Genomic DNA, 24,704 nt, shown 5'->3' with positions numbered 1-24,704 from the left:
CACGGGCTCGCGCGGGTGCGAGGGGCACCGGAACGATCGTCGACCTGCAAGTTTGGCGCGACGTGCGCCGGCTGCGCACTCCGTCAGAGACCCGTCAAGGCCCGCCGGTGCCGCGTCAGTGCGGCGTCAACGGAATCGGAACGGATGATTCGGCCCGGCAGGATCTTGGTTGCGGGGACGGCCGTCGCCCGGCCGCTCACGATGCCTCACGCACCGCTCGACCGCCCGGAATGTCGGAGGGGGGCATGACGGCCGTCCCCGACCAAACGCCCGGCCCACCGGCCCACCGGCCACCGGCCTGCCCGGTGACCGGCCCCGCCGGCGCACGGTGGACAATGGCCGGGTGACCCGAGCATCCCTGGACAAGCAGCCGCACGAAGTCGCCGCGATGTTCGACGACGTGGCGGCACGGTACGACCTCACCAACGACGTGCTCTCCCTCGGCCAGGCGCGGCTCTGGCGCAAGGAGGTGCAGCGCGCGGTGGCCGCGCGGCCCGCCGAGCGGGTGCTCGACCTCGCGGCCGGGACCGGCACCTCGTCGCTGCCGTTCGCGCGGACCGGGGCGTACGTCGTGCCGTGCGACTTCTCGGTCGGGATGCTGCGGGAGGGCAAGAAGCGGCACCCGTGGCTGCCGTTCGCGGCGGGGGACGGGACCCGGCTGCCGTTCGCGGACGAGGTGTTCGACGCCGTCACGATCTCCTTCGGCCTGCGCAACATCCAGGACACCGATGCCGCGCTGGCGGAGCTGTACCGCGTCACCAAGCCCGGTGGGCGGGTGGTGATCTGCGAGTTCAGCGAGCCGACCTGGGCGCCGTTCCGGACGGTCTACACCGAGTACCTGATGCGGGCGCTGCCGCCGGTCGCCCGTGCGGTCAGCAGCAATCCGGACGCGTACGTCTACCTCGCCGAGTCCATCCGCACCTGGCCCAACCAGCCCGAGCTGGCCGCCCGGCTCCAGGGCGTGGGCTGGACCGAGGTCGCCTGGCGCAACCTGACCGGTGGGGTCGTGGCGATGCACCGGGGCACCAAGCCGGCGAAGGGCTGACCGGGGCTGCAAAGGCCGACCGGAACGAAGGGGCCGCACGCCTCGATGACCGAAGGGCCCGCCCCGGTCGCGGAAGACGCGACCGGGGCGGGCCCTTGGGCGAGATGGCCGGTTACTTCTTGAACGCGTAGTCCATCAGCTTCTTGGCGTCCGCGGTGCGGTTGTCCAGGGACGGCGAGGCGAGGACCGTGCCGATGACGGTCTTGCCGTTGCGGGTGGCGGCGAAGACCAGGCAGTACTTGGCCTCCGGGCCGGAGCCGGTCTTCACGCCGATGGTGCCCTGGTAGCTGCCGAGCAGGTTGTTGGTGTTGGTCCACGACATGTAGCGGTAGCCGCCGCTCTTCGTCGTGACCTTCTGCTTGGTGGACTTGGTGCCCACGACCGTGCGGAACGTGGAGAACTTCATCGCGTTGCTGGCGAGCTTGGTCAGGTCGCGCGGCGTCGAGTAGTTCGTGCCACGCCCTATTCCGTCGAACGAGTCGAAGTGGCTGTTGTTCATGCCCAGGCTCTTGGCGGTGGCGTTCATCTGGCCGATGAACGACTTCACCCGGGCGTCCCGGGTCGAGCCGGTGCCGAACTTGTCGGCCAGCGCGTAGGCGGCGTCGCAGCCGGACGGGAGCATCAGCCCGTAGAGCAGCTGGCGGACCGTCACCTGGTCGCCGACGATCAGATGGGCGGACGAGGCCCAGTTGTTGTTGACGATGTAGTCGCTGTACGCCTTCTGGACCGTGACCTTGGAATCCAGGTTGAGGTTCTTCTGGGCCAGCACCACCCGGGCCGTCATGATCTTGGTGGTGGAGCCGGTGGACCGGCGGGTGTCGGCGGCCTTGCCGTAGAGCGTCGCCCCGGTGCCGTTGTTCATCACGAAACCGCCGGCGGCGGTGATGCTGGGCGTCGGGAGGGTGGCGGCCTGCGCCTGGGAGCCGAACGCTCCGGCGGTCAGGACGGCTCCGGTGGTGACGGCCACGGCGGTTGCGTGCCGAATGCCCTTGATGCCCCTGATGCCTTTGATGCCAATTTTCAAGTGGATGCTCCAAATACCCCTGCAGTGCGGCCACATGAGGGTGCCGCTCTCTGATGAGACACCTGGGGCGCGGCAATGGATGCGTGGGGCGGCGCACTTGTTTCGGTCGTTTCCGATGCCGGTCCTGACGCCGCCGCCCCACCCCGCTTCTCCCTCGTCCCCGTCCCCGTCCCTCGTCCCCGGTCCCGAGGTCGGGGTCAGAGGTCCAGTCGGTGGCAGTACGCCGTGCGGTTGCCGGTCGGGGGCGTGACCGTCTCGGCCCGGTGCATTCCCAGGCGCCGGGTCACCGCTATCGAGCGGGCGTTGCGGGAGTCGATCAGCGCCACCACACGGCGGACGCCGGCCGTGCGTACGGCGTCCAGCGCGCGTTCCGCGGCCGTCGTCGCGTACCCCTTGCCCCAGTACGCCCGGCCCAGCCGCCAGCCGATCTCGATCTCGCCCGCCGGGCCCCACTCCCACGGCCAGGGTTGGGCGCCGGTGAAGCCGATGACCGCGCCGTCCGCCGGGTCGAGCAGGGTGTAGAGGCAGAAGCCGTGTTCGGCGTGGTGGCGGCGCTGGCGGGCGGTGAGTTCCTCGTAGACCGAGAGTTCGGCGGGGGCGCCGCCGTGGAACTCCATCACCTCGGGGTCGTTGAAGACGTGGTGCCAGTGCCACGCGTCCTCTTCGGTGGGCACGCGCAGTTCGACGGCGGGGAGGGGCCGCGCGGGCCGGGGGGCGGGCGCAGACGTCATGGCACAACCCTTCAGTTTCCGATCATCAAGGCCCCCATAGACTGCACCTGCCCAGTGCCGGTCGGCACCCAGATATCCACAGCGGATATCCAGATATCGACTTCCGGGAGAAAATGCCGTGACCGAGTCCGCGTCCGTGACCGAGTCCGTGACCACGCCCCGATCGGAGCACAGCGCGGATGTGATCGTCGTCGGTGCCGGGCCGGCCGGCTCGGCCACCGCCTACCACCTCGCCAAGTCCGGCCTGGACGTACTGCTCCTGGAGAAGACCGCGTTCCCGCGCGAGAAGGTCTGCGGCGACGGGCTCACCCCGCGCGCCACCAAGCAGCTGATCGCGATGGGCATCGACATCTCCGAAGAGGCCGGCTGGCTGCGCAACAAGGGCCTGCGCATCATCGGCGGCGGCTCCCGGCTCCAACTCGATTGGCCGGATCTCGCCTCCTTCCCGGACTACGGCCTGGTCCGCAAACGCGACGACTTCGACGAGCAGTTGGCCCGGCAGGCGCAGAAGGCCGGCGCCCGGCTCCATGAGCGGTGCAACGTGGGCGCCCCGATCGTGAACGAGCTGACCGGCCACATCACCGGCGTGCACGCCAAGCTCGGCGAGGAGAAGGCGCCGGTGACCTTCCACGCCCCGATCGTGGTCGCCGCCGACGGCAACTCCACCCGGCTGTCGCTGGCGATGGGGCTGCACCGGCGCGAGGACCGGCCGATGGGCGTCGCGGTGCGGACGTACTTCACCTCGCCGCGGCACGACGACGACTACCTGGAGTCCTGGCTGGAGCTGTGGGACCGCCGGGGTGCCCAGGACCGGCTGCTGCCGGGCTACGGCTGGATCTTCGGCATGGGCGACGGCACGAGCAACGTCGGCCTGGGGATCCTCAACTCCAGCTCCGCCTTCCGGGAGCTGGACTGGCGGGAGATCCTCAAGGCGTGGTGCGCGTCGATGCCCGCCGACTGGGGCTACACCCCGGAGAACATGACCGGCCCGATCCGCGGCGCGGCCCTGCCGATGGCCTTCAACCGCCAGCCGCACTACACCAAGGGCCTCCTCCTGGTCGGCGACGCCGGCGGGCTGGTGAACCCGTTCAACGGCGAGGGCATCGCGTACGCGATGGAGTCCGGTGCGATCGCGGCCGAGGTGATCGTCCAGGCGCAGGCCCGGGCCACCTACGCACAGCGCGAGTTGGCGCTGCACCGCTACCCGAAGATCCTCAAGGACACCTACGGCGGCTACTACTCCCTGGGCCGGGCGTTCGTGAAGCTGATCGGCAACCCCAAGGTGATGCAGATCGCCACCCAGCGCGGCCTGACCCACCCGCTGCTGATGCGCTTCACGCTCAAGATGCTCGCCAACCTCACCGACCCGACGGGCGGCGACGCGATGGACCGGATCATCAACGGGCTGAGCAAGGTCGCGCCGAAGGCGTGACACCTCCGCGGGCCGGTCCGGGAAAAAGGGGCCGGCCCGCTGTCACGTTCTCCGCTCGGGATCCGTCGGTGCAGTGACGGCGCGAAGCCGGCCACGGCACGGCGGTACGGCTCCGCCGGCCGGGACATCCGAGGTTGCTGAGGAGAGCAGTGATGGAAGCACGTATGAAGAACCCCGCGGTGGTCATTCCGGAGGCCATGCAGCCGCTCCTGGACGTGGTGAAGGCGACCCGCACGGGCGGGGTGGCGGAGGAGACGCTGGAGCTGGTGCACCTGCGGGCCAGCCAGATCAACGGCTGCAGCTTCTGTGTCGACGGCGGGGCCAGGAGCGCCCGCAAGGCGGGGGTCGACGACGACAAGCTGTTCACGGTGGCGGCCTGGCGGGAGGCGCCGTACTTCAGTGACGAGGAGCGGGCCGCGCTCGCGCTCACCGAGGCCGCGACCCGGCTCGCGGACAGCTCCGACCCGGTGCCGGACGCCGTCTGGGACGCCGCCGCCGACCACTTCGACGAGAAGCAGCTGGCGGCGCTCGTCCTGACGATCGGCATCACCAACCTGTTCAACCGGCTCAACGCCACCACCCGGCAGCCGGCGGGCGCGGGCTGGTAGGGCGCCGGCGGGCCGGTGCCGGGGTCGCCCGCCGGGGTGCGGGCGGCCGCCGGTCGTCGGTCCAACTCCCATGACCCGGGAGGTAATTGTGTGCCTCCCGTGTGCCCGGCATCGTAGGACGCGTCGCAAGCGAAAGCGGCGAAAGCGCCATAACGGGAGGAAGTGCCATGTTCTTCGAAGGCCACGACGGGACCCGGCTCTGGTACGAGGAGTACGGCGAGGGCGAGCCGCTGGTGTTCGTGTCGAGCGCGATGCTCTTCACCGACATGTGGGAGTACCAGATCCCCTACTTCGTGGAGCGCGGCTACCGCTGCATCGCGTTCGACCGGCGCGGGCACGGCCGCTCGGACCGGCCCTCCGGCGGCTACGACACCGCGTCGACCTCGGACGACCTGGCCGCCCTGCTGGAGCACCTCGATCTGACCGGGGTGACCCTGATCGGGCACTCGCTGGGTGGCGCGGAGGTCGCCTGCTATCTGGCCCGGCACGGTTCCGGGCGGGTGCGCCGGGCCGCGTTCGTCGCGGCGACCCTGCCGTTCATGAAGCAGACCGAGGACAACCCCGAGGGGCTGCCGGAGACCGCCTTCGAGCAGTCGATGGAGCTGCTGCGGAACGACCGGCCCCGGTGGATGGCGCATCAGGCGCAGGTCTTCTTCGCCACCCACCTGGGCAACGACGTCCACCCGCTGCTGATCGACCTCACCATCCAGCAGGTGATGACGTGCGCGCCGTACGCCACCGTCCAGGTGCAGCAGGCGGTCTTCCACACCGACCACCGGGCGGGGCTGCGCGAGATCGACATCCCGACCCTGGTCGTCCACGGCGCGGCCGACTTCTCCGCGCCGATCGACGTCACCGGCCGGCGGACCGCCGAACTGATCCCGGGCGCCGACTACAAGGAGTACCCGGACGCCGGCCACGGCCTCTACGCCAGCCACCACGCCCGGCTCAACGCGGATCTGCTGGAGTTCCTCAAGAGCTGACGGGCACCGGGGTGCGCCGGGCCGGGCCGGTCAGCCGCTCGGCCCCGGCCGGCACCGGCACGGCCGCGAAGATCGCGTCCTGCTGTGCCTGGAGTGCGCGCACCTTCCCCGGTGGGGTGCCCGGCAGCCGCTGCTCCTCGTAGAGCTTGTGGGTCTCGACCTGGGCGGTCTTGCTCTGCGGGGTGTGGAACTGGACCTCGAAGACCTGGCCCGAGCGGGGGGCGCGCCAGGCGGAGTTGATGGCCTTGTAGCCCTTGGCACGGCCCCAGGTGTTGGACCAGCGGGTGCTGTCGTTGCCCCAGGAGGAGAGCAGGCCGGCGGCGACGCTGACGCCGTGGGTGTACTGGCCGGTGGGCCACTGGAGGGTGTAGCGGACCGCGTCGTTGATCTGGGCGAGGGAGGTCTCGACGCGCTGCCCGGGGGCCTGCCGCAGCGCGGTGGCGACCTTCCGCTTGAGCGAGTCGGGGGACTTCAGCCGCTGGTCGAAGCCGACGACGGTGGCGTGGCTGAACAGTGCGACGGTGCGGAGCTGGGGGCTGAGGGAGCGTTCCGCCCGGCGGGCGCGGTCCAGGAACGCGTCGACCTTCTTGTTGTCGGCGGCGTCCAGGTGCAGCCCGTCCCGGCTCCAGCCGCCGTCGGGGTCGGCGGCGCGGGCCCGGACGGCCGAAACCGCCGGGGCGGACGCGGAGCCGGGGCCGGCCGAGGCGGCGGTGGCGGAGTGCATCGCGCCCATGCCGAGGGCGGTGGCCAGGGCGGCGGTGAGCGCGGCCCGGGTGACGGTGCGGCGGGCGGTGGGGTGCGGGTTCATCGGGGTGCGGGGTTCCTCTCCGTCGGCGTTGTGGTGCGGACGTGACGAGAGGTGCAACGGATCTCGGGCGCATCGGTAGCTGCCCGTGCGGCCCGACGGCCGGTGGCTGACCGGATCGGTGCGCTGGGCGGCGCGAAACGGACGTCGGGCGCCCCCGCGGTGCCCGGACAACGCGGAACCGCCCCTCCCGAGCGGGGAAGGGGCGGTTCCATGGAGCGGTCCGGGGTGCCGCGGTCCGTGATTACAGGACGCGCACCGCGCCGGTGGGCATGTCGTAGCTGAGGGGCCGCTCGACGATGCCGGTGCTCGGGTTCTGGGCGCCGATGAAGTTGCCGTTCCCGACGTAGACGGCGACGTGGTAGGCGCTGCCCGCGCTGCCCCAGTACAGGATGTCGCCGACCTGGAGGTTGCCGAGGCCGACCTGGGTGCCGGTGGTCGACTGGCTCTGCGAGACGCGCGGCAGGTCGATGCCGATCTGGGAGAACGCGGCCTGGGTCAGGCCGGAGCAGTCGTACGAGGACGGGCCGCTGGAGCCGAGCACGTACGCCTTGCCGAGCTGCGCCTTGAGGAAGGAGACGAGGGTGGCGGTGCTGCCGCTGCCGGTGGAGGGGGCGTCGGAGACTGCGGAGAGGGTGCTGCGCGCGTCCGAGCGGGAGGCGCGGGTCTGCGAGGCTTCCTTGGCCTTGCGGGCCTCTTCGGCGGCCTTCTTCGCCTCGGCCTCGGCCTTGGCCTTCTTCTCGGCGGCGGCCTTCGCCTTGTCCGCGGCCTTGTCGGCCTGGGCGGCCGCCGCGTCCTGGAGCGCCTGCCGCTCGTAGTTGAAGGCGGCCTGCTGTGCGGCGTCGGCGCTCTTGGCGGCGCTGGTGGCCAGCGCCGTCGTGATGGTGGGCATCTCCTGGGTTTCGGAGACGGGCTTGTCGACGGCATTGGCCGGCACGGTCGCGCCGGTCACCGCGAGCGTGAGGAAGCCACCGGTCACGCCCGCACGCAGGGCCCGCGAGGACGCGGAGCGGCGGGGCTTCCGGTGGCTGGGTATGAGTGCGTTCGGGGACATGGCACCACGGCTATCAGGAGCCGCAGGTTGCTGCCAACAAAGGTGGGGTGCGCCACACTTGATGTGTACGCGACGAATAAAACGGACTTTTCGTCAACTGCCGTAGCGCCGGCGCGATGTCCGAATTTCTCGATCATGTTCCTACGCACGGCATTTGATGGCCGGCGCGGCCTCCGGGCGCGCTTATCACTTCTTGATTCGCCGCGCCAAGGCTTCCCGGGCGTCAAGGTCTTATGACTTCAAATCGCGTGGGATAGGTCACTCGTGAGTGTCCGTTATGTTCCTGTGACCGACCGTCGGCCGTCGACCGGCCGCGCGCACCCCGTCGTTGCGCGATTCCGACCCTCCGCTCGTGAACCGAAGCACGTGCCGACGATCACGGCGAGGTCACGAGCGCATCACGTCTACGCCCGTCGCGCATATAGCAGTTGACTCCCGTCCAGCGCCAATTTGCTTATCGGCCATGTGTCTTGATAATGAGGTTGTCGCGCTGACCAGCGGTAACACCGGCGAATATCACCTCTGGTGATCACTTGCGTGCTTCGTGTAGGGAGATCACCGGTCATCCGACTTCATGATCCTTCGTCAGGTGGTGAAGATCACAAAGGCGTTGGCTGACCCCGTGTCGCAGATCACAGACCGACGGGCATAAGATGCGGGCATCGGGCTTGTGAACTGCCTCACATGTACGTGATCACCTCGGGGCGGCCGGCGAGCCCGAGCGGACCGCCATCCAGTCATCGTCGACTGAAGGGAGCGAGGACGGTGAACGCTTACGCGCCCATCCTCGTACTGGGAGCCCTCGGGGCAGGCTTTGCGATCTTCTCCGTGGTCATGGCCACGCTCATCGGCCCCAGGCGCTACAACCGGGCCAAGCTCGAAGCGTACGAATGCGGAATCGAGCCGACGCCGCACCCGTCAGGCGGCGGTCGCTTCCCGATCAAGTACTACCTGACGGCGATGCTCTTCATCGTCTTCGACATCGAGATCGTCTTCCTCTATCCCTGGGCGGTCAGTTTCGACGCCCTGGGGCTGTTCGGGCTCGTCGAGATGCTCCTCTTCGCGCTCACCGTCTTCGTCGCCTACGCCTATGTCTGGCGTCGCGGCGGCCTGGAATGGGACTAGGGGTCACCCATGGGACTGGAAGAGAAGCTGCCCAGCGGCTTTTTGCTGACCACTGTCGAGCAGGCCGCGGGCTGGGTGCGCAAGTCATCGGTCTTCCCCGCGACCTTCGGGCTGGCCTGCTGCGCCATCGAGATGATGACCACCGGCGCCGGGCGCTACGACCTGGCCCGCTTCGGCATGGAGGTCTTCCGCGGCTCCCCCCGGCAGGCCGACCTGATGATCGTGGCCGGCCGGGTGAGCCAGAAGATGGCGCCGGTGCTGCGGCAGGTCTACGACCAGATGCCGGACCCGAAGTGGGTGATCTCCATGGGGGTTTGCGCCTCCTCGGGCGGCATGTTCAACAACTACGCGATCGTGCAGGGCGTCGACCACATCGTCCCCGTCGACATCTATCTGCCGGGCTGCCCGCCGCGCCCCGAGATGCTCATGGACGCCATCCTCAAGCTCCACAAGAAGATCCAGACCGGCAAGCTCGGCGTCAACGCGGTGCGGGCGGCCCACGAGGAGGAGGCGGCGGCCCTCAAGGCGCTGCCGCTGATCGAGATGGACCGCTCCGCCCAGAAACCCTCCCTGTCGGAGAAGAAGGGGCTGCTGCGGTGAGCGAGCCGACGAACCCCCCGAACCCGGACGCCCCCGAAGAGGCCGTCCCGGCGCAGCGCGCGGACACCGGCGAGGTGATCGGCACCCGCCACGGGATGTTCGGCGCCAACAACGGCGGGGACACCTCCGGTTACGGCGGGCTGGTCCGCACCGTCCGGCTGCCCGGCGCCAGCACCCGGCCCTACGGCGGACCGGCCGGCGCCGGTGAAGGCTACGGCACGTTCGACGAGATCGCCGACGAGCTGGAGGGTGCCCTCGACGAGAAGGGCCTGGTGCCCGAGAACGTCATCGAGAAGACCGTGGTGGACCGCGGCGAGATCACCTTCCACGTCCAGCGGGAGTACCTGCCGGCCGTCGCCCGGACCCTGCGCGACGACCCCGCGCTCCGCTTCGAGCTGTGCACCGGCGTCAGCGGCGTCCACTACCCCGGCGACAAGGGCCGTGAGCTGCACGCCGTCTACCACCTGCGGTCGATCACCCACAACCGGCTGATCCGGCTGGAGGTCACCGCCCCCGACGCCGACCCGCACCTGCCGTCGATCGTCGAGATCTACCCGACCAACGACTGGCACGAGCGCGAGACCTACGACTTCTTCGGCCTGATCTTCGACGGGCACCCCGCGCTCACGCGGATCATGATGCCGGACGACTGGCAGGGCTTCCCGCAGCGCAAGGACTACCCCCTCGGCGGCATCCCCGTCGAGTACAAGGGCGCGCAGATCCCTGCTCCCGACCAGCGGAGGTCGTACACCTGATGAGCACTCCCAGCGAGGCGTCCCGCGCATCCGTCCGCGAGACCACCGAGGGCCCCGTCTACACCGTCACCGGTGGCGACTGGGACGAGATCGCCGCGGCCGCCGCGAAGTCCGACGACGAGCGGATCATCGTCAACATGGGGCCGCAGCACCCCTCCACCCACGGCGTGCTCCGGCTGATCCTGGAGATCGACGGCGAGACCGTCACCGAGGCCCGCTGCGGCATCGGCTACCTGCACACCGGCATCGAGAAAAACCTCGAATTCCGGACCTGGACGCAGGGCACCACCTTCGTGACGCGGATGGACTACCTCACGCCGTTCTTCAACGAGACGGCGTACTGCCTGGCCGTGGAGAAGCTGCTCGGCATCACCGACGACGTCCCGGACCGGGCCACCGCGATCCGCGTGATGCTGATGGAGCTCAACCGGCTCTCCTCCCACCTGGTGTGCATCGCCACCGGCGGCATGGAGCTGGGCGCCACCACGATCATGATCTACGGCTTCCGCGACCGGGAGCTGATCCTCGACATCTACGAGCTGATCACCGGTCTGCGGATGAACCACGCCTACATCCGCCCCGGCGGCCTCGCCCAGGACCTGCCGCCCGGCGCCGTCGACCAGGTCCGCGCCTTCGTCAAGAAGATGCGCAAGAACATGGCCGAGTACGACAAGCTCGCCACCGGCAACCCGGTCTTCAAGGCGCGCATGGAGGACGTCGGCTACCTCGACCTGGCCGGCTGCATGGCCACCGGGGCCACCGGGCCCATCGTCCGCTCCGCCGGACTGCCCCATGACCTGCGCAAGGCACAGCCGTACTGTGGATACGAGACCTACGACTTCGAGGTGCCGACAGCCGACACCTGCGATGCCTACGGCCGGTTCCTGATCCGGCTGGAGGAGATGCGCCAGTCGCTGAGGATCGTCGAACAGTGCCTGGACCGGCTGGAGCCGGGGCCGGTGATGGTCGCCGACAAGAAGATCGCCTGGCCCGCCCAGTTGGCACTCGGCCCCGACGGCCTCGGCAATTCCCTCGACCACATCAAGAAGATCATGGGCACCTCGATGGAGGCCCTGATCCACCACTTCAAGCTGGTGACGGAGGGCTTCCGGGTCCCGCCAGGACAGGCGTACGCCGCCGTGGAGTCGCCCAAGGGCGAGCTGGGCGTGCACGTGGTCAGCGACGGCGGCACCCGACCCTACCGGGTGCACTTCCGCGACCCGTCCTTCACCAACCTGCAGGCCATGGCAGCGATGTGTGAAGGCGGCCAGGTCGCCGACGTCATCGTCGCCGTCGCGTCCATCGACCCCGTGATGGGAGGCGTCGACCGGTGAACGCCACTCCGGCACCCAAGGACGTCCAGCTGGGGATGCCCCGGCTTCCGGCACCCGACTATCCGGCCGACGTCAAGGCCCGGCTCGCCGCGGACGCCGAGGAGGTGATCGCGCGCTACCCCGACTCCCGCTCGGCGCTGCTGCCGCTGCTCCACCTCGTCCAGGCCGAGGACGGCTACGTCACCCGCACCGGCATCCGCTTCTGCGCCGAACAGCTGGGGCTGACCACCGCCGAGGTCACCGCCGTGTCGACCTTCTACTCCATGTACCGCCGCAAGCCCAGCGGCGACTACCAGGTCGGGGTCTGCACCAACACCCTGTGCGCGGTGATGGGCGGCGACGCCATCTTCGAGGAGCTCAAGGAGCACCTCGGCGTCGACAACGGCGGGACCACCGACGACGGCGCGATCACCCTCGAACACATCGAGTGCAACGCCGCCTGCGACTTCGCCCCCGTCGTGATGGTCAACTGGGAGTTCTTCGACAACCAGACCCCCCGCTCCGCCCGGCAGCTCGTCGACGACCTGCGGGCCGGCCGGACCGTCGAACCCACCCGCGGCGCCCCGCTCTGCTCCTTCAAGGAGACCGCCCGGATCCTCGCCGGCTTCCCCGACACCCGGCCCGGCGCCGTCGCGGCGACCGGCGGTGCCGGCCCCGCCTCCCTGGTCGGACTGCGGCTGGCCCGGGGCGAGACACCGCCCGGTCACGCCGACCACGTCGTCTCGCCGCGCGCTACCGCGGACGGCCCGACCGACGAGGCCGCCGGCCCGACCCACGAGGAGGGGGAGTGATGACCGTGGCAGCCGAGTTCGGCGGGGCCTCCCGGCCGCACGCCGGAGGACCGACCAGTCCGGAGAAGGTCCTCGCCCCCGTCCTCTCCGCCTTCTGGGACGCCCCCGAGTCCTGGACCCTGGAGACGTATCTGCGTCACGAGGGCTACGAAGGCGCGCGCAAGGCCCTCGCGATGGCCCCGGACGACGTCATCGCCTACGTCAAGGACTCCGGGCTCCGCGGCCGTGGCGGCGCCGGCTTCCCGACCGGGATGAAATGGCAGTTCATCCCGCAGGGCGACGGCAAACCGCACTATCTCGTCGTCAACGCCGACGAGTCGGAGCCCGGGACCTGCAAGGACATCCCGCTCCTCTTCGCCAACCCGCATGCCCTCATCGAGGGAATCGTGATCGCCTGTCACGCGATCCGGTCGAGCCGTGCCTTCATCTATCTGCGCGGCGAGGTCGTGCCCGTCCTGCGCCGGCTGCACGAGGCCGTGCGCGAGGCGTACGCGGCGGGCTACCTCGGCAAAGACGTCCTCGGCTCGGGCCTCGACCTGGACGTCACGGTGCACGCGGGCGCCGGCGCGTACATCTGCGGTGAGGAAACCGCGCTGCTGGACTCCCTGGAGGGCCGTCGCGGCCAACCCCGTCTGCGTCCCCCCTTCCCCGCGGTGGCCGGCCTCTACGCCTGCCCCACTGTGGTGAACAACGTCGAATCCATCGCTTCGGTTCCCGCGATCCTCAACAAGGGCAAGGACTGGTTCAGGACGATGGGCAGCGAGAAGTCCCCGGGCTTCACGCTCTACTCGCTCAGCGGCCACGTCGCCAACCCCGGCCAGTACGAAGGCCCGTTGGGGATCACACTGCGCCAGCTGCTCGACATCAGCGGCGGCATGCGCCCGGGGCACCGGCTGAAGTTCTGGACGCCGGGCGGCTCCTCGACCCCGATGTTCACCGAGGAGCACCTCGACGTCCCGCTCGACTACGAGGGCGTCGGCGCGGCCGGCTCGATGCTCGGCACCAAGGCGCTGCAGTGCTTCGACGAGACCACCTGCGTCGTCCGGGCGGTCACCCGCTGGACCGAGTTCTACGCCCACGAGTCCTGCGGAAAGTGCACCCCGTGCCGTGAAGGGACGTACTGGCTGGTGCAGTTGCTCCGCGACATCGAGGCCGGCAAGGGCCGACTCGAAGACCTCGACAAGCTCGGCGACATCGCCGACAACATCAACGGCAAGTCCTTCTGCGCCCTCGGCGACGGCGCCGCCTCGCCGATCTTCTCCTCGCTCCAGTACTTCCGCGCGGAGTACGAGGAGCACATCACCGGCAAGGGCTGTCCCTTCGACCCCGCCAAGTCGACCCTCTGGGCCGACAACGACGCTCACCTGGGGGTGAACGCATGACCGTACTGCAGTCGAACAGCGGCTCCACCGCGGGCCGACGCCCCGATGGGGGCGGTGCGGCGGCGGTGCCACCGGAGGACCTCGTCACCCTGACGATCGACGGCATCGAGATCTCCGTCCCCAAGGGGACGCTGGTCATCCGGGCCGCCGAACTCCTCGGCATCGAGATCCCGCGCTTCTGCGACCACCCGCTGCTGGACCCGGCGGGCGCCTGCCGGCAGTGCATCGTCGAGGTCGAGGGCCAGCGCAAGCCGATGGCCTCCTGCACCATCACCTGCACCGACGGAATGGTGGTCCGCACCCAGCTGACCTCCCCGGTGGCCGAGAAGGCGCAGCGCGGCGTGATGGAGCTGCTGCTGATCAACCACCCGCTGGACTGCCCGATCTGCGACAAGGGCGGCGAGTGCCCGCTGCAGAACCAGGCGATGCAGGTCGGCGACCCCGACACCCGCTTCGAGGGCAAGAAGCGCACCTACGAGAAGCCGGTGCCGATCTCCACGCAGGTGCTGCTGGACCGCGAGCGGTGCGTGCTGTGCGCGCGGTGCACCCGCTTCAGCAACCAGATCGCCGGCGACCCGATGATCGAGCTGATCGAGCGCGGCGCCCTCCAGCAGGTCGGCACCGGTGAGGGCGACCCCTTCGAGTCGTACTTCTCCGGGAACACCATCCAGATCTGCCCGGTGGGCGCGCTCACCTCGGCCGCGTACCGCTTCCGCTCCCGCCCCTTCGACCTGGTCTCCTCCCCGTCGGTGTGCGAGCACTGCGCGGGCGGCTGCGCGACCCGCACCGACCACCGCCGGGGCCGGGTCCTGCGGCGGCTGGCGGCGAACGACCCCGAGGTCAACGAGGAGTGGATCTGCGACAAGGGGCGGTTCGCCTTCCGGTACGCACAGGCGCGGGACCGGCTGGAGCACCCGCTGGTGCGCAACGCCGAGTCCGGTGAACTGGAGCCGGCGAGCTGGCCGGCGGCGCTGGAGGCGGCGGCCCGCGGCCTGGCCGCCGCCCGGGGCCGCGCCGGCGTCCTGACCGGCGGCCGGCTGACCGTCGAGGACGCCTACGCCTACGCCAAGTTCGCCCGGGTCGCGCTGCACACCAACGACATCGACTTCCGGGCCCGGCCGCACAGCGCCGAGGAGGCCGACTTCCTCGCCGCCCACGTCGCCGGCCGCGGCCGGGACCTCGACGGCGGGGGCGTCACGTACACCGCGCTGGAGCAGGCGCCGGCCGTCCTGTTGGCCGGGATCGAGGCGGAGGAGGAGGCGCCCGGCGTCTTCCTGCGGCTGCGCAAGGCGCACCGCACGCACGGCCAGCGCACCTGGGGGCTGGCCAGCCACGCCACCCGCGGGCTGATCAAGGCCGGCGGGAAGCTGCTGCCGGCGGCGCTCGGCACCGAGACCGAATGGCTGGACGCGCTCGCGGGCGACGAGGCAGCAGGCGCGGAGCGCCTTCCCGGGGAGGGCGGTGGTGGGCGACGGGCGGGCCTGGACGGCGAGGGGCGGGCCGCGGCCGAGGCGCTGCGCGCGGACGGCGCGGTGATCCTCGTCGGCGAGCGGCTGGCGACGGTGCCCGGGGCGCTGACCGCCGCGCTGCGCACCGCCACCGCCACCGGCGCGCACCTGGTGTGGATGCCGCGCCGGGCGGGCGAGCGCGGTGCCGTCGAGGCCGGGGCGCTGCCCGGGCTGCTGCCCGGCGGTCGGCCGGCCACCGACCCGGTGGCCCGGGACGAGATCGCCGCCGCCTGGGGCGTGGCCACGCTGCCGCACCGGCACGGGCGGGACACCGGCCAGATCGTCGAGGCCGCGGCCACCGGCGAGCTGGCCGCCCTGCTGGTGGCGGGCGTGGAGGTGGCCGATCTGCCCGATCCGGCGCGGGCGCTGGCCGCGCTGGACGAGGTCGGCTTCCTGGTCAGCCTGGAGCTGCGGCCCTCGCAGGTCACCGCGCGGGCGGACGTGGTCCTGCCGGTGGCGGCGGTGGTCGAGAAGGCCGGCACCTTCCTCAACTGGGAGGGCCGGGCCCGGTCGTTCGAGGCCGCGCTCAAGCCGGACCAGATGACCCGCCGGCAGCTCCTGCCGGACGCCCGGGTCCTGCAGATGCTCGCCGACGCGATGGCGGGGGTCGAGGGCGGGCCCGCCGCGGGTGCCCTGGACCTGCCGGACGTGCACGCCGTGCGCCGGGAGCTGGACCGGCTCGGTGGTTGGCGCGGCCCGTACGCCGGCGAACCGCGGGAGACGGGCCGGCCGCTGCCCCGCCCGGGCGCCGGCGAGGCCGTACTGGCCGGGCACCGGCTCCTGTTGGACCAGGGGCTGCTCCAGGAGGGCGACGAGGCGCTGGCCGGCACCCGGCACGCCGCGGTCGCCCGCCTGTCGCAGGCCACCGCCCGGGAGGCCGGCGTCGCGGACGGGGACCTGCTGGCGGTCACCGGCCCGGCCGGCTCCGTCCGACTGCCGCTCCAGATCACGCAGATGCCCGACCGGGTGGTGTGGCTGCCGCTGAATTCCGTGGGGGGTGGCGTCGCCGCCGACACCGGGGCGCACCCCGGTGAGCTGGTGAAGGTCGCCGCCTCCCCCACTCTCGACTCCGCTCAAGCGGGGGGACCCCCATCCGATACGCCGGCGCCGGCCAAGGAGGTGGACGCATGATGCACCATCCCGGTTTTCCGGTGGCCGCGCTGGCCGCCCAGGAGGACCTGTCGATGTTCGGGCGCGACCCGTGGTGGCTGGTCGTCATCAAGGCGGTGTTCTGCTTCGCGTTCCTGATGCTGACGGTGCTGTTCTCCATCGTCTGGGAGCGCAAGGTCGTCGCCTGGATGCAGCTGCGGATCGGGCCCAACCGGCACGGGCCCTGGGGGATGCTCCAGTCCCTGGCCGACGGCGTCAAGCTGATGCTGAAGGAGGACCTGGTCGTCCGGGGCGCCGACAAGGCGGTGTACATCCTCGCGCCGATCGTGGCGGCGATCCCGGCGTTCATGGCGATCGCGGTGATCCCCTTCGGCCCGGCGGACAACGAGATCTCGATCTTCGGCCACCGCACCCCGATGCAGCTCACCGACCTCCCGATCGGCGTCCTCTACATCCTGGCCACGGCCTCGGTCGGCATCTACGGCATCGTGCTGGCGGGTTGGTCGTCCGGTTCGACGTACCCGCTGCTGGGCGGTCTGCGGTCGTGCGCGCAGATGATCTCCTACGAGATCGCGATGGGTGCGGCGTTCGCGTCGGTCTTCCTCTACTCCGGGTCGATGTCGACGTCGACCATCGTGGAGTCGCAGGCGAACAGGTGGTACGTGCTGCTGCTGCCGGTGTCGTTCCTCATCTACATCGTGACGATGGTGGGGGAGACCAACCGCGCGCCGTTCGACATGCCGGAGTCCGAGGGCGACCTCGTCGGCGGCTTCAACACCGAGTACTCGTCCATCAAGTTCGCGATGTTCATGCTCGCCGAGTACGTCAACATGGTCACCGTCTCGTCGGTCGCGGTCACCCTCTTCCTCGGCGGCTGGCGGGCGCCGTGGCCGATCTCGACGTTCTGGGAGGGCGCGAACCACGGCTGGTGGCCGATGCTCTGGTTCGTCCTCAAGGTGCAGCTGCTGCTGTTCTTCTTCATCTGGCTGCGCGGCACCCTGCCCCGGGTCCGCTACGACCAACTGATGCGGCTGGGCTGGAAGGTCCTCATCCCGGTGTCGATGGTGTGGCTGCTGCTCGTCGCCACCGTCCGGGCGCTGAAGAACGAGGGCTTCGACTTCTCCCAGATCGTGCTGTACGTGGGCGGCGGTGCGGTGGCGCTGCTGCTGGTCTCGCTGGTCGTGGACTTCTTCCGGCGCGTCGAGCCGGAGGGCGAGACCGACGGCGACACCTCCTTCGACCCGATGGCCGGTGGCTTCCCGGTGCCACCGCTGCCCGGGCAGAGCCTGCCGCCGGTGCCGCACCGGCGTCCGCGCCGGGGAGACGGAGAGCTGATTGTCAGTGGTCGGGCGGACACTGTGAGTGATGGCGATGAGAGCGACGGAAAGGGGGGCGACGGTGCCTGAGTTCCAGAACCCGGTGGCCGGCTTCGGCGTGACCTTCAAGGCCATGTTCAAGAAGCGGCTGACCGAGCAGTACCCCGAGGAGAAGAAGCCGACGGCGCCGCGCTTCCACGGCCGGCACCAACTCAACCGACATCCGGACGGCTTGGAGAAGTGCATCGGCTGCGAGCTGTGCGCCTGGGCCTGCCCGGCGGACGCGATCTATGTCGAGGGCGCGGACAACACCGACGAGGAGCGCTACTCCCCGGGTGAGCGGTACGGCGCCGTCTACCAGATCAACTACCTCCGCTGCATCCTGTGCGGCCTGTGCGTGGAGGCGTGCCCGACCCGCGCGCTCACCATGACCAACGAGTACGAACTCGCCGACCGCTCCCGCGCCTCGCTCATCTACACCAAGGAAGAGCTGCTGGTGGGCCTGTCGGAGGGGATGGTCGACTCGCCGCACGCGATCCACCCGGGCATGACGGAACGGGACTACTACAACGGGCTGGTGACGGAGGCCGCGCCGGGCACGGTCCGGCAGGTCGCGGTCTCCAAGGGCGAACGGCCCGAGGACGCGGCGGTCGAGCGCTCCGAGAAGCAGGACACCCCGGGCGAGGAGGCGCACGCATGATGGGCCTGGCCGCCGCGGCCTCCTCGGGGGAGGCCGTGCAGTTCTGGATCCTGGGCATCGTCGCCGTGGCCGGCGCGCTGTGCACGATCATGATGAGGCGGGCCGTGCACAGCGCCCTCTCGCTCGCCGGGACCATGATCGTCCTGGCGGTCTTCTATCTGGCCAACGGCGCGTACTTCCTCGGCGTCGTGCAGGTCGTGGTCTACACCGGCGCGATCATGATGCTGTTCCTGTTCGTCGTGATGCTGGTCGGCGTCACCGCCGCGGACTCCCTCAAGGAGACGCTCAAGGGCCAGCGTTGGCTCGCCGCCGGGCTGGGCGTCGGCTTCGGCATCCTGCTGATCGCCGGGATCGGCAACGCCGCGCTCAAGGAGTTCAACGGCCTGGGCGACGCCAACGCCGGCGGCAATGTGCAGGGCCTGGCCGCCCTCATCTTCACCAAGTACGTCTTCGCCTTCGAGATCACCGGTGCGCTGCTGATCACCGCGGTGGTCGGCGCGATGGTGCTCACCCACCGGGAGCGCACCGAGCGCGCCCGGACCCAGCGGGAGCGCTCCGAGGCCCGGATCCGCGAGGGCAGGCAAGTGACGCCGCTCCCCGCCCCGGGCGTTTATGCCCGGCACAACGCGGTCGACATCCCCGGTCTGCTGCCGGACGGCACCCCCTCCGAGCTGACGGTCAGTCCGACGCTGCGCGAGCGCGGCCAGGTCCGGGACGTCTCCGGCCAGTCGCTGGCCGAGCTCAAGGCGCTGGAGCAGCGGTCGGAGGAGTGGCTGGGGCGGGAGTCCGGCCGCCCGGGCAAGAAGCGGCCCGGCCCCGCGGCACCGAAGGAGGAGGCGCAGAAGTGAACCCGGTCTACTACCTCTATCTCGCCGCCCTGCTGTTCACCATCGGCGCGGCCGGCGTGCTGATCAGGCGGAACGCCATCGTGGTGTTCATGTGCATCGAGCTGATGCTGAACGCCTGCAACCTCGCCTTTGTCACCTTCTCGCGGATGCACGGGAATCTGGACGGCCAGATCATCGCCTTCTTCACGATGGTCGTCGCCGCGGCGGAGGTCGTGGTCGGTCTGGCCATCATCGTGTCGATCTTCCGCACCCGTCATTCGGCCTCGGTCGACGACGCCAGCCTGATGAAGCTGTAAGGGGTCGCACAAAGTGGAGAACTTGATCGCGCTGCTTGTCGCGGCACCGCTGGTCGGTGCGGCCCTGCTGTTGTGCGGCGGCAAACGCCTGGACCGCACCGGCCACTGGATCGGCTCGCTCCTGGCGGTGGCCTCGTTCGCCGTCGCGGTGGTGCTCTTCGCCGACATGCTCGGCAAGGGCGCCGAGCACCGGGCGCTGCACCAGCACCTGTTCAGCTGGATCCCGGTCGGCGGATTCCGGGCCGACATCGCCTTCCAGCTCGACCAGCTGTCGATGACCTTCGTCCTGCTGATCACGGGTGTCGGCTCGCTGATCCACATCTACTCGATCGGCTACATGGAGCACGACGAGCGGCGCCGCCGCTTCTTCGGCTACCTCAACCTCTTCCTGGCGGCGATGCTGCTGCTCGTCCTCGCCGACAACTACCTCCTGCTGTACGTCGGTTGGGAGGGCGTGGGCCTGGCGTCGTACCTGCTCATCGGGTTCTGGCAGCACAAGCCCAGTGCGGCGACCGCCGCGAAGAAGGCGTTCCTGGTCAACCGCGTCGGCGACATGGGCCTGTCCATCGCGATCATGCTGATGTTCACGACGTTCGGCACGTTCGCCTTCGGGCCGGTGTTCGCCGCCGCCGGTGACGCCTCCGAGGGCAGGCTGACCGCCATCGGGCTGGTGCTGCTGCTGGCCGCCTGCGGCAAGTCGGCGCAGGTGCCGCTGCAGTCCTGGCTGGGCGACGCGATGGAGGGCCCGACCCCGGTGTCGGCGCTGATCCACGCCGCCACGATGGTCACCGCCGGGGTGTACCTGATCACCCGCTCCGGGGCGATCTTCAACCTCGCGCCGGACGCGCAGACCGCCGTGGTCGTGGTCGGCGCGGTCACGCTGCTGTTCGGTGCGATCGTCGGTTGCGCCAAGGACGACATCAAGAAGGCGCTGGCCGGTTCGACGATGTCGCAGATCGGCTACATGGTCCTGGCCGCCGGCCTGGGCCCGATCGGCTACGCCTTCGCGATCATGCACCTGGTCACCCACGGCTTCTTCAAGGCGGGGCTCTTCCTCGGCGCCGGTTCCGTGATGCACGGGATGAACGACGAGGTGGACATGCGCCGTTACGGCGGTCTGCGCCGGTACATGCCGGTCACCTTCGTCACCTTCGGGCTCGGCTATCTGGCCATCATCGGCTTCCCCGGGCTGTCCGGCTTCTTCTCCAAGGACAAGATCATCGAGGCGGCGTTCGCCCGCGGCGGCACCGAGGGCTGGATCCTCGGCGGCGCGGCCCTCCTGGGCGCCGCGATCACCGCGTTCTACATGACGCGGGTGATGCTGATGACCTTCTTCGGCGAGAAGCGGTGGGACCCGGAGGAGTTCCACCCGCACGAGTCGCCGAAGGTGATGACGGTCCCGATGATCGTGCTGGCGGTCGGATCGGTCTTCGCGGGCGGGCTGTTCAGCGTGGGCGACGCCTTCGTCCGCTGGCTGGAGCCGGTCACCTCCTTCGCGCACGGCCACTCCCCGGTGAGCGCCGGCGTGGTCACCGCCGCCACGATGGTGGTGCTGGCGATCGGCGTCGGCATCGCCTGGCTGATGTACGGCCGCAAGGAGGTGCCGGCCACCGCCCCGCGCGGTTCGCTGCTGACCCGGGCGGCCCGCCGCGATCTGCTGCAGGACGACTTCAACCACGTCGTGCTGGTGCGCGGCGGCGAGCACCTGACCCGCACGCTGGTCTATCTCGACCACTCCCTGGTGGACGGCGCGGTCAACGGCACGGCGGCCGCGATGGGCGGACTCTCCAGCCGGCTGCGCCAGTTGCAGACCGGCTTCGTCCGCTCGTATGCGGTCCAGATGCTGGGCGGGGCCGCCGTTCTCGTCGCCGCGACCCTGCTGATGAGGGGTGTCTGAGCCATGTCGTTTCCCCTGCTGACGGCGACCGCCGTGGTGCCGGCGATCGGTGCGATCGCCACCGCCGCGGTGCCCGCCGCCAAGCGCACCGCCGCCAAGTGGCTGGCGCTGCTGTTCTCGCTGGCCACCCTGTCGCTGGCGGCCGTGATCGCGGTGCGCTTCGACCCTGGTGCCAAGGGCCCGTTCCAGCTCACCGAATCCCACGCCTGGATCCAGGACTTCGGGGTCCGCTACGACCTCGGGGTGGACGGCATCGCGGTCGCGCTGATCGCCCTGACCGCGCTGCTGATCCCGTTCGTCATCCTGGCGGGCTGGCACGACGCCGATCCTTCCCCAAGCTCTCAGCTTCGTTCGAGCAGGGGAGGCCCCAATGAGGGCGCGGAGCCCAACCGCCCCTACAGTTGGCGCCCCACGCAGGGCTTCTTCGCGCTGATCCTGGCCGTCGAGGCGATGGTGGTGCTCTCCTTCGAGGCCACCGACGTCTTCCTCTTCTACATCTTCTTCGAAGCCATGCTGATCCCGATGTACTTCCTCATCGGCGGCTTCGGGGACCGGGCCGGCGGGCGCGGCGAGCAGCAGGCCGCGGCCCAGCGGTCCTACGCCGCGGTGAAGTTCCTGCTCTACAACCTCGTCGGCGGTCTGATCATGCTGGCCGCGGTGATCGGGCTGTACGCCGTCACCGCGCACCAACTGGGCGCCGGCACCTTCTCGCTCCCGCAGATCGTCCAGGCCCGGGCGTCCGGCGCGTTGACCCTCGGCACCGGCACCGAGCGGCTGCTGTTCCTCGGCTTCTTCTTCGCCTTCGCGGTGAAGGCGCCGCTGTGGCCGCTGCACACCTGGCTGCCCAACGCCATGGGCGAGGCGACCTCGCCGGTCGCGGTGCTGATCACCGCGGTGGTCGACAAGGTCGGCACCTTCGCGATGCTGCGCTTCTGCCTCCAGCTCTTCCCGGAGGCCAGCAGCTGGGCCACCCCGGTCATCCTGGTGCTGTCGCTGATCAGCATCGTCTACGGCGCGCTGCTCGCGGTCGGCCAGCGGGACATCAAGCGGCTGATCGCCTACGCCTCGATCTCCCACTTCGGCTTCATCATCCTGGGGATCTTCGCGATGACGTCCCAGGGCCAGGGCGGCGCGACGCTCTACATGGTCAACCACGGCATCTCGACCGCCGCGCTGATGCTGGTGGCCGGTTTCCTGATCAGCCGCCGCGGTTCCCGACTGATCGCGGACTACGGCGGCGTCCAGAAGGTGGCCCCGGTCCTCGCCGGCACCTTCCTCGTCGGCGGCCTGGCCACCCTGTCGCTGCCCGGTCTGGCCCCCTTCATCAGTGAATTCCTGGTCCTGGTCGGCACGTTCAGCCGCTATCCGGTGATCGGGATCATCGCCACCCTCGGCATCGTCCTGGCCGCGCTCTACGTCCTCGTCCTCTACCAGCGGACGATGACCGGCCCGGTGGCCACCGAGGTCCGGGCGATGCCCGACCTGAAGGTGCGGGAACTGGTGGTGGTCGCGCCGCTGATCGCGCTGCTGCTCTTCCTCGGGGTGTACCCCAAGCCGCTCACCGACCTCGTCAACCCGGCGGTCCAGCACACCCTGTCCGTCGTGGACAAGAAGGACCCCAAGCCCACCGTGCGGGTGGACGCCGTGCCCGGCGGAGGCCGGCACGGCGGGACCGCGCAGACCCAAGACGTGGAGGCCGCGAAGTGAGTTCCGTGGCAAGCGTCCACAGCCTGTGGACGGCGGCGGCCGGGGCGCCGGGCAGGATCCCGGCCCCGCGGATCGAGTACGTCCAGCTGTCGCCGACGCTGATCATCCTCGGTGCCGCGATCGTCGGCGTCCTGATCGAGGCGTTCCTGCCGCGCCGCAGCCGCTACTACGCGCAGGTGCTGCTGTCCGTGGTGGCGCTGGCCGCCGCGTTCGCCGCGGTGATCGGCCTGGCGGCCGGCGGCTTCGGCTCGTCCAAGGCGCACCTCGCCGCGATGGGCGCGATCGCCGTGGACGGCCCCGCGCTGTTCCTCCAGGGCACGATCCTGCTGGTGTCGCTGATCGCGGTCTTCACCTTCGCCGAGCGGCGGCTGGACCCGGTGGCGCACGGCAAGAGAGTGGACTCCTTCGCCGCGCAGGCCGCCGCCGTCCCCGGCGGCGAGGCCGAACAGGCCGCGGTCAAGGCGGGGTTCACCACCACCGAGGTCTTCCCGGTGCTGCTCTTCGCGGTCGGCGGCATGCTGATCTTCCCGTCCGCCAACGACCTGCTGACGCTCTTCATCGCGCTGGAGGTCTTCTCCCTCCCGCTCTACATCCTGTGCGCGCTGGCCCGCCGCCAGCGGCTGCTCTCGCAGGAGTCCGCGGTGAAGTACTTCCTGCTTGGCGCCTTCTCCTCGGCCTTCCTGCTGTTCGGCGTGGCGCTGCTCTACGGCTACGCCGGCACCGTGTCGTACGCCGGGATCGCCGAGGTGATCTCGGACGGCGCCCGGCAGGTCGACCCGGCGCTGGCCGGCACGATGGGCAACGACGTGCTGCTGCTGATCGGCGGCGCGCTGGTGCTGATGGGCCTGCTGTTCAAGGTCGGCGCGGTGCCCTTCCACATGTGGACGCCGGACGTCTACCAAGGCGCCCCGACGCCGGTGACGGGCTTCATGGCGGCCGCCACCAAGGTCGCCGCGTTCGGTGCGCTGCTGCGGCTGCTGTACGTCGTCCTGCCCGGCATGCGCTGGGACTGGCGGCCGGTGATGTGGGGCGTGGCGATCCTGACCATGCTGGGCGGCGCGGTGCTGGCCATCACCCAGACCGACATCAAGCGGCTGCTGGCGTACTCCTCCATCGCGCACGCCGGATTCATCCTCGCCGGTGTCATCGCCGCCAGCCAGGACGGCATCTCCTCGGTCCTCTTCTACCTGGCGGCCTACTCCTTCGTCACGCTCGGCGCGTTCGCCGTGGTGACGCTGGTCCGGGACGCCGGCGGCGAGGCCACCCACCTGTCCAAGTGGGCTGGGCTGGGACGGCGTTCGCCCCTGGTGGCCGCGGTCTTCGCGGTGTTCCTGCTGGCCTTCGCGGGCATCCCGCTGACGTCCGGGTTCGCCGGGAAGTTCGCGGTGTTCAAGGCGGCGGCGGAGAGCGGCGCGGGCTGGCTGGTGGTGGTCGGTGTGATCTCCTCGGCGATCGCGGCGTTCTTCTACATCCGGGTGATCGTGCTGATGTTCTTCAGCGAGCCGAAGGCGGACGGCCCGACGGTCGCGGTGCCCAGCGTCCTGACGTCCACCGCCATCGCGGTCGGCGTCGCGGCCACGCTGGTGCTGGGCCTGGCGCCGCAGTACTTCCTCGATCTGGCCGGGCACGCGGGGATCTTCATCCGCTGACCCG

22 protein-coding genes are annotated in these 24,704 nt (G+C 70.3%); 18 read left to right on the top strand and 4 right to left on the bottom strand.

The genetic code is table 11. The features are described from left to right. Positions 1–343 precede the first annotated feature (343 nt). Positions 344–1,045, top strand: a complete 702-nt coding sequence (locus tag JNO44_RS20690; RefSeq protein ID WP_205365613.1) for a demethylmenaquinone methyltransferase — start codon at positions 344–346, stop codon at positions 1,043–1,045. A gap of 112 nt (positions 1,046–1,157) precedes the next feature. Here JNO44_RS20690 and JNO44_RS20685 read toward each other — a convergent pair whose 3' ends face one another. Both JNO44_RS20685 and JNO44_RS20680 read right to left on the bottom strand, forming a co-directional pair. Continuing rightward, positions 1,158–2,105: a D-alanyl-D-alanine carboxypeptidase family protein gene (locus tag JNO44_RS20685; protein ID WP_240167598.1), complete on the bottom strand. Its 948-nt coding sequence runs from the start codon at positions 2,103–2,105 to the stop codon at positions 1,158–1,160. Positions 2,106–2,266: 161 nt separating this feature from the next. After that, positions 2,267–2,800: a GNAT family N-acetyltransferase gene (locus JNO44_RS20680; protein ID WP_205365611.1), complete on the bottom strand. Its 534-nt coding sequence runs from the start codon at positions 2,798–2,800 to the stop codon at positions 2,267–2,269. Between the two features lie 85 nt (positions 2,801–2,885). Between JNO44_RS20680 and JNO44_RS20675 the strand changes: the two genes are divergently transcribed. The 3 genes from JNO44_RS20675 (at position 2,886) to JNO44_RS20665 (ending at position 5,823) form a co-directional block, all read left to right on the top strand. Beyond that, the gene (locus JNO44_RS20675; RefSeq protein ID WP_338058614.1) at positions 2,886–4,232 is read left to right on the top strand and encodes a geranylgeranyl reductase family protein; all 1,347 of its coding nucleotides are present in this window, start codon (positions 2,886–2,888) and stop codon (positions 4,230–4,232) included. A 152-nt stretch (positions 4,233–4,384) separates the two neighbouring features. Further along, positions 4,385–4,840, top strand: a complete 456-nt coding sequence (locus JNO44_RS20670; RefSeq protein ID WP_205365609.1) for a carboxymuconolactone decarboxylase family protein — start codon at positions 4,385–4,387, stop codon at positions 4,838–4,840. A gap of 167 nt (positions 4,841–5,007) precedes the next feature. Next, on the top strand, positions 5,008–5,823 hold the full coding sequence (locus tag JNO44_RS20665; RefSeq protein ID WP_205365608.1) for an alpha/beta fold hydrolase: 816 nt from the start codon (positions 5,008–5,010) through the stop codon (positions 5,821–5,823). Here the strand turns inward: JNO44_RS20665 and JNO44_RS20660 are convergent. After that, on the bottom strand, positions 5,813–6,631 hold the full coding sequence (locus JNO44_RS20660) for an ATP nucleotide 3'-pyrophosphokinase (protein WP_205365607.1): 819 nt from the start codon (positions 6,629–6,631) through the stop codon (positions 5,813–5,815). The two genes, JNO44_RS20665 and JNO44_RS20660, sit on opposite strands and share 11 nt — an antisense overlap. 241 nt (positions 6,632–6,872) lie before the next feature. After that, positions 6,873–7,682, bottom strand: coding sequence for a C40 family peptidase (locus JNO44_RS20655; protein ID WP_205365606.1), 810 nt, complete (start codon positions 7,680–7,682; stop codon positions 6,873–6,875). 765 nt (positions 7,683–8,447) lie between these two features. Here JNO44_RS20655 and JNO44_RS20650 point away from each other — a divergent pair. From JNO44_RS20650 to nuoN, 14 genes are read left to right on the top strand one after another with little or no spacing between them, the layout of a single operon-like run. After that, entirely contained in the window at positions 8,448–8,807 is a 360-nt protein-coding gene (locus tag JNO44_RS20650) for an NADH-quinone oxidoreductase subunit A (RefSeq protein WP_067349851.1), read from the top strand. A gap of 9 nt (positions 8,808–8,816) precedes the next feature. Next, positions 8,817–9,407 carry a NuoB/complex I 20 kDa subunit family protein gene (locus tag JNO44_RS20645; RefSeq protein WP_205365605.1) on the top strand — a complete coding sequence of 197 codons (591 nt, stop codon included), beginning with the start codon at positions 8,817–8,819 and terminating at the stop codon, positions 9,405–9,407. Then, a complete protein-coding gene (locus JNO44_RS20640; RefSeq protein ID WP_205365604.1) occupies positions 9,404–10,162 on the top strand; it encodes an NADH-quinone oxidoreductase subunit C in 759 nt (252 codons plus the stop codon). The genes JNO44_RS20645 and JNO44_RS20640 overlap by 4 nt, the downstream gene beginning before the upstream one ends. Next, complete coding sequence (locus tag JNO44_RS20635) at positions 10,162–11,496, top strand: NADH-quinone oxidoreductase subunit D (RefSeq protein WP_073442633.1); 1,335 nt, start codon at positions 10,162–10,164, stop codon at positions 11,494–11,496. Before JNO44_RS20640 ends, JNO44_RS20635 begins: the two co-directional genes overlap by 1 nt. A 35-nt stretch (positions 11,497–11,531) precedes the next feature. Beyond that, positions 11,532–12,287 (top strand): NADH-quinone oxidoreductase subunit NuoE, encoded by a 756-nt coding sequence (gene nuoE, locus JNO44_RS20630; protein WP_073442634.1) that lies wholly within the window; start codon positions 11,532–11,534, stop codon positions 12,285–12,287. Beyond that, positions 12,287–13,669: an NADH-quinone oxidoreductase subunit NuoF gene (gene nuoF / locus JNO44_RS20625; protein WP_205365603.1), complete on the top strand. Its 1,383-nt coding sequence runs from the start codon at positions 12,287–12,289 to the stop codon at positions 13,667–13,669. Before nuoE ends, nuoF begins: the two co-directional genes overlap by 1 nt. Beyond that, positions 13,666–16,308, top strand: coding sequence for an NADH-quinone oxidoreductase subunit G (locus tag JNO44_RS20620; RefSeq protein WP_205365602.1), 2,643 nt, complete (start codon positions 13,666–13,668; stop codon positions 16,306–16,308). The genes nuoF and JNO44_RS20620 overlap by 4 nt, the downstream gene beginning before the upstream one ends. Continuing rightward, a complete protein-coding gene (gene nuoH / locus JNO44_RS20615) occupies positions 16,305–17,693 on the top strand; it encodes an NADH-quinone oxidoreductase subunit NuoH (RefSeq protein WP_205365601.1) in 1,389 nt (462 codons plus the stop codon). The genes JNO44_RS20620 and nuoH overlap by 4 nt, the downstream gene beginning before the upstream one ends. Further along, positions 17,686–18,303, top strand: a complete 618-nt coding sequence (gene nuoI, locus JNO44_RS20610) for an NADH-quinone oxidoreductase subunit NuoI (protein ID WP_205365600.1) — start codon at positions 17,686–17,688, stop codon at positions 18,301–18,303. The genes nuoH and nuoI overlap by 8 nt, the downstream gene beginning before the upstream one ends. Further along, positions 18,300–19,151 (top strand): NADH-quinone oxidoreductase subunit J, encoded by an 852-nt coding sequence (locus JNO44_RS20605; protein WP_205365599.1) that lies wholly within the window; start codon positions 18,300–18,302, stop codon positions 19,149–19,151. The genes nuoI and JNO44_RS20605 overlap by 4 nt, the downstream gene beginning before the upstream one ends. Then, positions 19,148–19,447 carry an NADH-quinone oxidoreductase subunit NuoK gene (nuoK, locus tag JNO44_RS20600; protein WP_016573026.1) on the top strand — a complete coding sequence of 100 codons (300 nt, stop codon included), beginning with the start codon at positions 19,148–19,150 and terminating at the stop codon, positions 19,445–19,447. The genes JNO44_RS20605 and nuoK overlap by 4 nt, the downstream gene beginning before the upstream one ends. A gap of 13 nt (positions 19,448–19,460) precedes the next feature. After that, a complete protein-coding gene (nuoL, locus tag JNO44_RS20595) occupies positions 19,461–21,344 on the top strand; it encodes an NADH-quinone oxidoreductase subunit L (RefSeq protein ID WP_205365598.1) in 1,884 nt (627 codons plus the stop codon). Between the two features lie 3 nt (positions 21,345–21,347). After that, positions 21,348–23,051, top strand: a complete 1,704-nt coding sequence (locus JNO44_RS20590) for an NADH-quinone oxidoreductase subunit M (RefSeq protein WP_205365597.1) — start codon at positions 21,348–21,350, stop codon at positions 23,049–23,051. Beyond that, positions 23,048–24,700 carry an NADH-quinone oxidoreductase subunit NuoN gene (nuoN, locus tag JNO44_RS20585; protein WP_205365596.1) on the top strand — a complete coding sequence of 551 codons (1,653 nt, stop codon included), beginning with the start codon at positions 23,048–23,050 and terminating at the stop codon, positions 24,698–24,700. Before JNO44_RS20590 ends, nuoN begins: the two co-directional genes overlap by 4 nt. Positions 24,701–24,704 lie beyond the last annotated feature (4 nt).

Source organism: Streptomyces noursei, assembly GCF_016917755.1.
Classification (GTDB): domain Bacteria; phylum Actinomycetota; class Actinomycetes; order Streptomycetales; family Streptomycetaceae; genus Streptomyces; species Streptomyces yunnanensis.
The sequence above is the reverse complement of the archived record's forward strand: the minus strand, read 5'-3'. Positions and strand labels throughout refer to the sequence as shown.

Bases quoted from the DNA above. Each gene is read 5' to 3' on its own strand.
- JNO44_RS20685 (WP_240167598.1), bottom strand. From the start codon at position 2,105: ATGTGGCCGCACTGCAGGGGTATTTGGAGCATCCACTTGAAAATTGGC.
- JNO44_RS20680 (WP_205365611.1), bottom strand. From the start codon at position 2,800: ATGACGTCTGCGCCCGCCCCCCGGCCCGCGCGGCCCCTCCCCGCCGTC.
- JNO44_RS20670 (WP_205365609.1), top strand. From the start codon at position 4,385: ATGGAAGCACGTATGAAGAACCCCGCGGTGGTCATTCCGGAGGCCATG.
- JNO44_RS20665 (WP_205365608.1), top strand. From the start codon at position 5,008: ATGTTCTTCGAAGGCCACGACGGGACCCGGCTCTGGTACGAGGAGTAC.
- JNO44_RS20660 (WP_205365607.1), bottom strand. From the start codon at position 6,631: ATGAACCCGCACCCCACCGCCCGCCGCACCGTCACCCGGGCCGCGCTC.
- JNO44_RS20655 (WP_205365606.1), bottom strand. From the start codon at position 7,682: ATGTCCCCGAACGCACTCATACCCAGCCACCGGAAGCCCCGCCGCTCC.
- JNO44_RS20645 (WP_205365605.1), top strand. From the start codon at position 8,817: ATGGGACTGGAAGAGAAGCTGCCCAGCGGCTTTTTGCTGACCACTGTC.
- JNO44_RS20635 (WP_073442633.1), top strand. From the start codon at position 10,162: ATGAGCACTCCCAGCGAGGCGTCCCGCGCATCCGTCCGCGAGACCACC.
- nuoE (WP_073442634.1), top strand. From the start codon at position 11,532: ATGCCCCGGCTTCCGGCACCCGACTATCCGGCCGACGTCAAGGCCCGG.
- nuoF (WP_205365603.1), top strand. From the start codon at position 12,287: ATGACCGTGGCAGCCGAGTTCGGCGGGGCCTCCCGGCCGCACGCCGGA.
- JNO44_RS20620 (WP_205365602.1), top strand. From the start codon at position 13,666: ATGACCGTACTGCAGTCGAACAGCGGCTCCACCGCGGGCCGACGCCCC.
- nuoH (WP_205365601.1), top strand. From the start codon at position 16,305: ATGATGCACCATCCCGGTTTTCCGGTGGCCGCGCTGGCCGCCCAGGAG.
- JNO44_RS20605 (WP_205365599.1), top strand. From the start codon at position 18,300: ATGATGGGCCTGGCCGCCGCGGCCTCCTCGGGGGAGGCCGTGCAGTTC.
- JNO44_RS20590 (WP_205365597.1), top strand. From the start codon at position 21,348: ATGTCGTTTCCCCTGCTGACGGCGACCGCCGTGGTGCCGGCGATCGGT.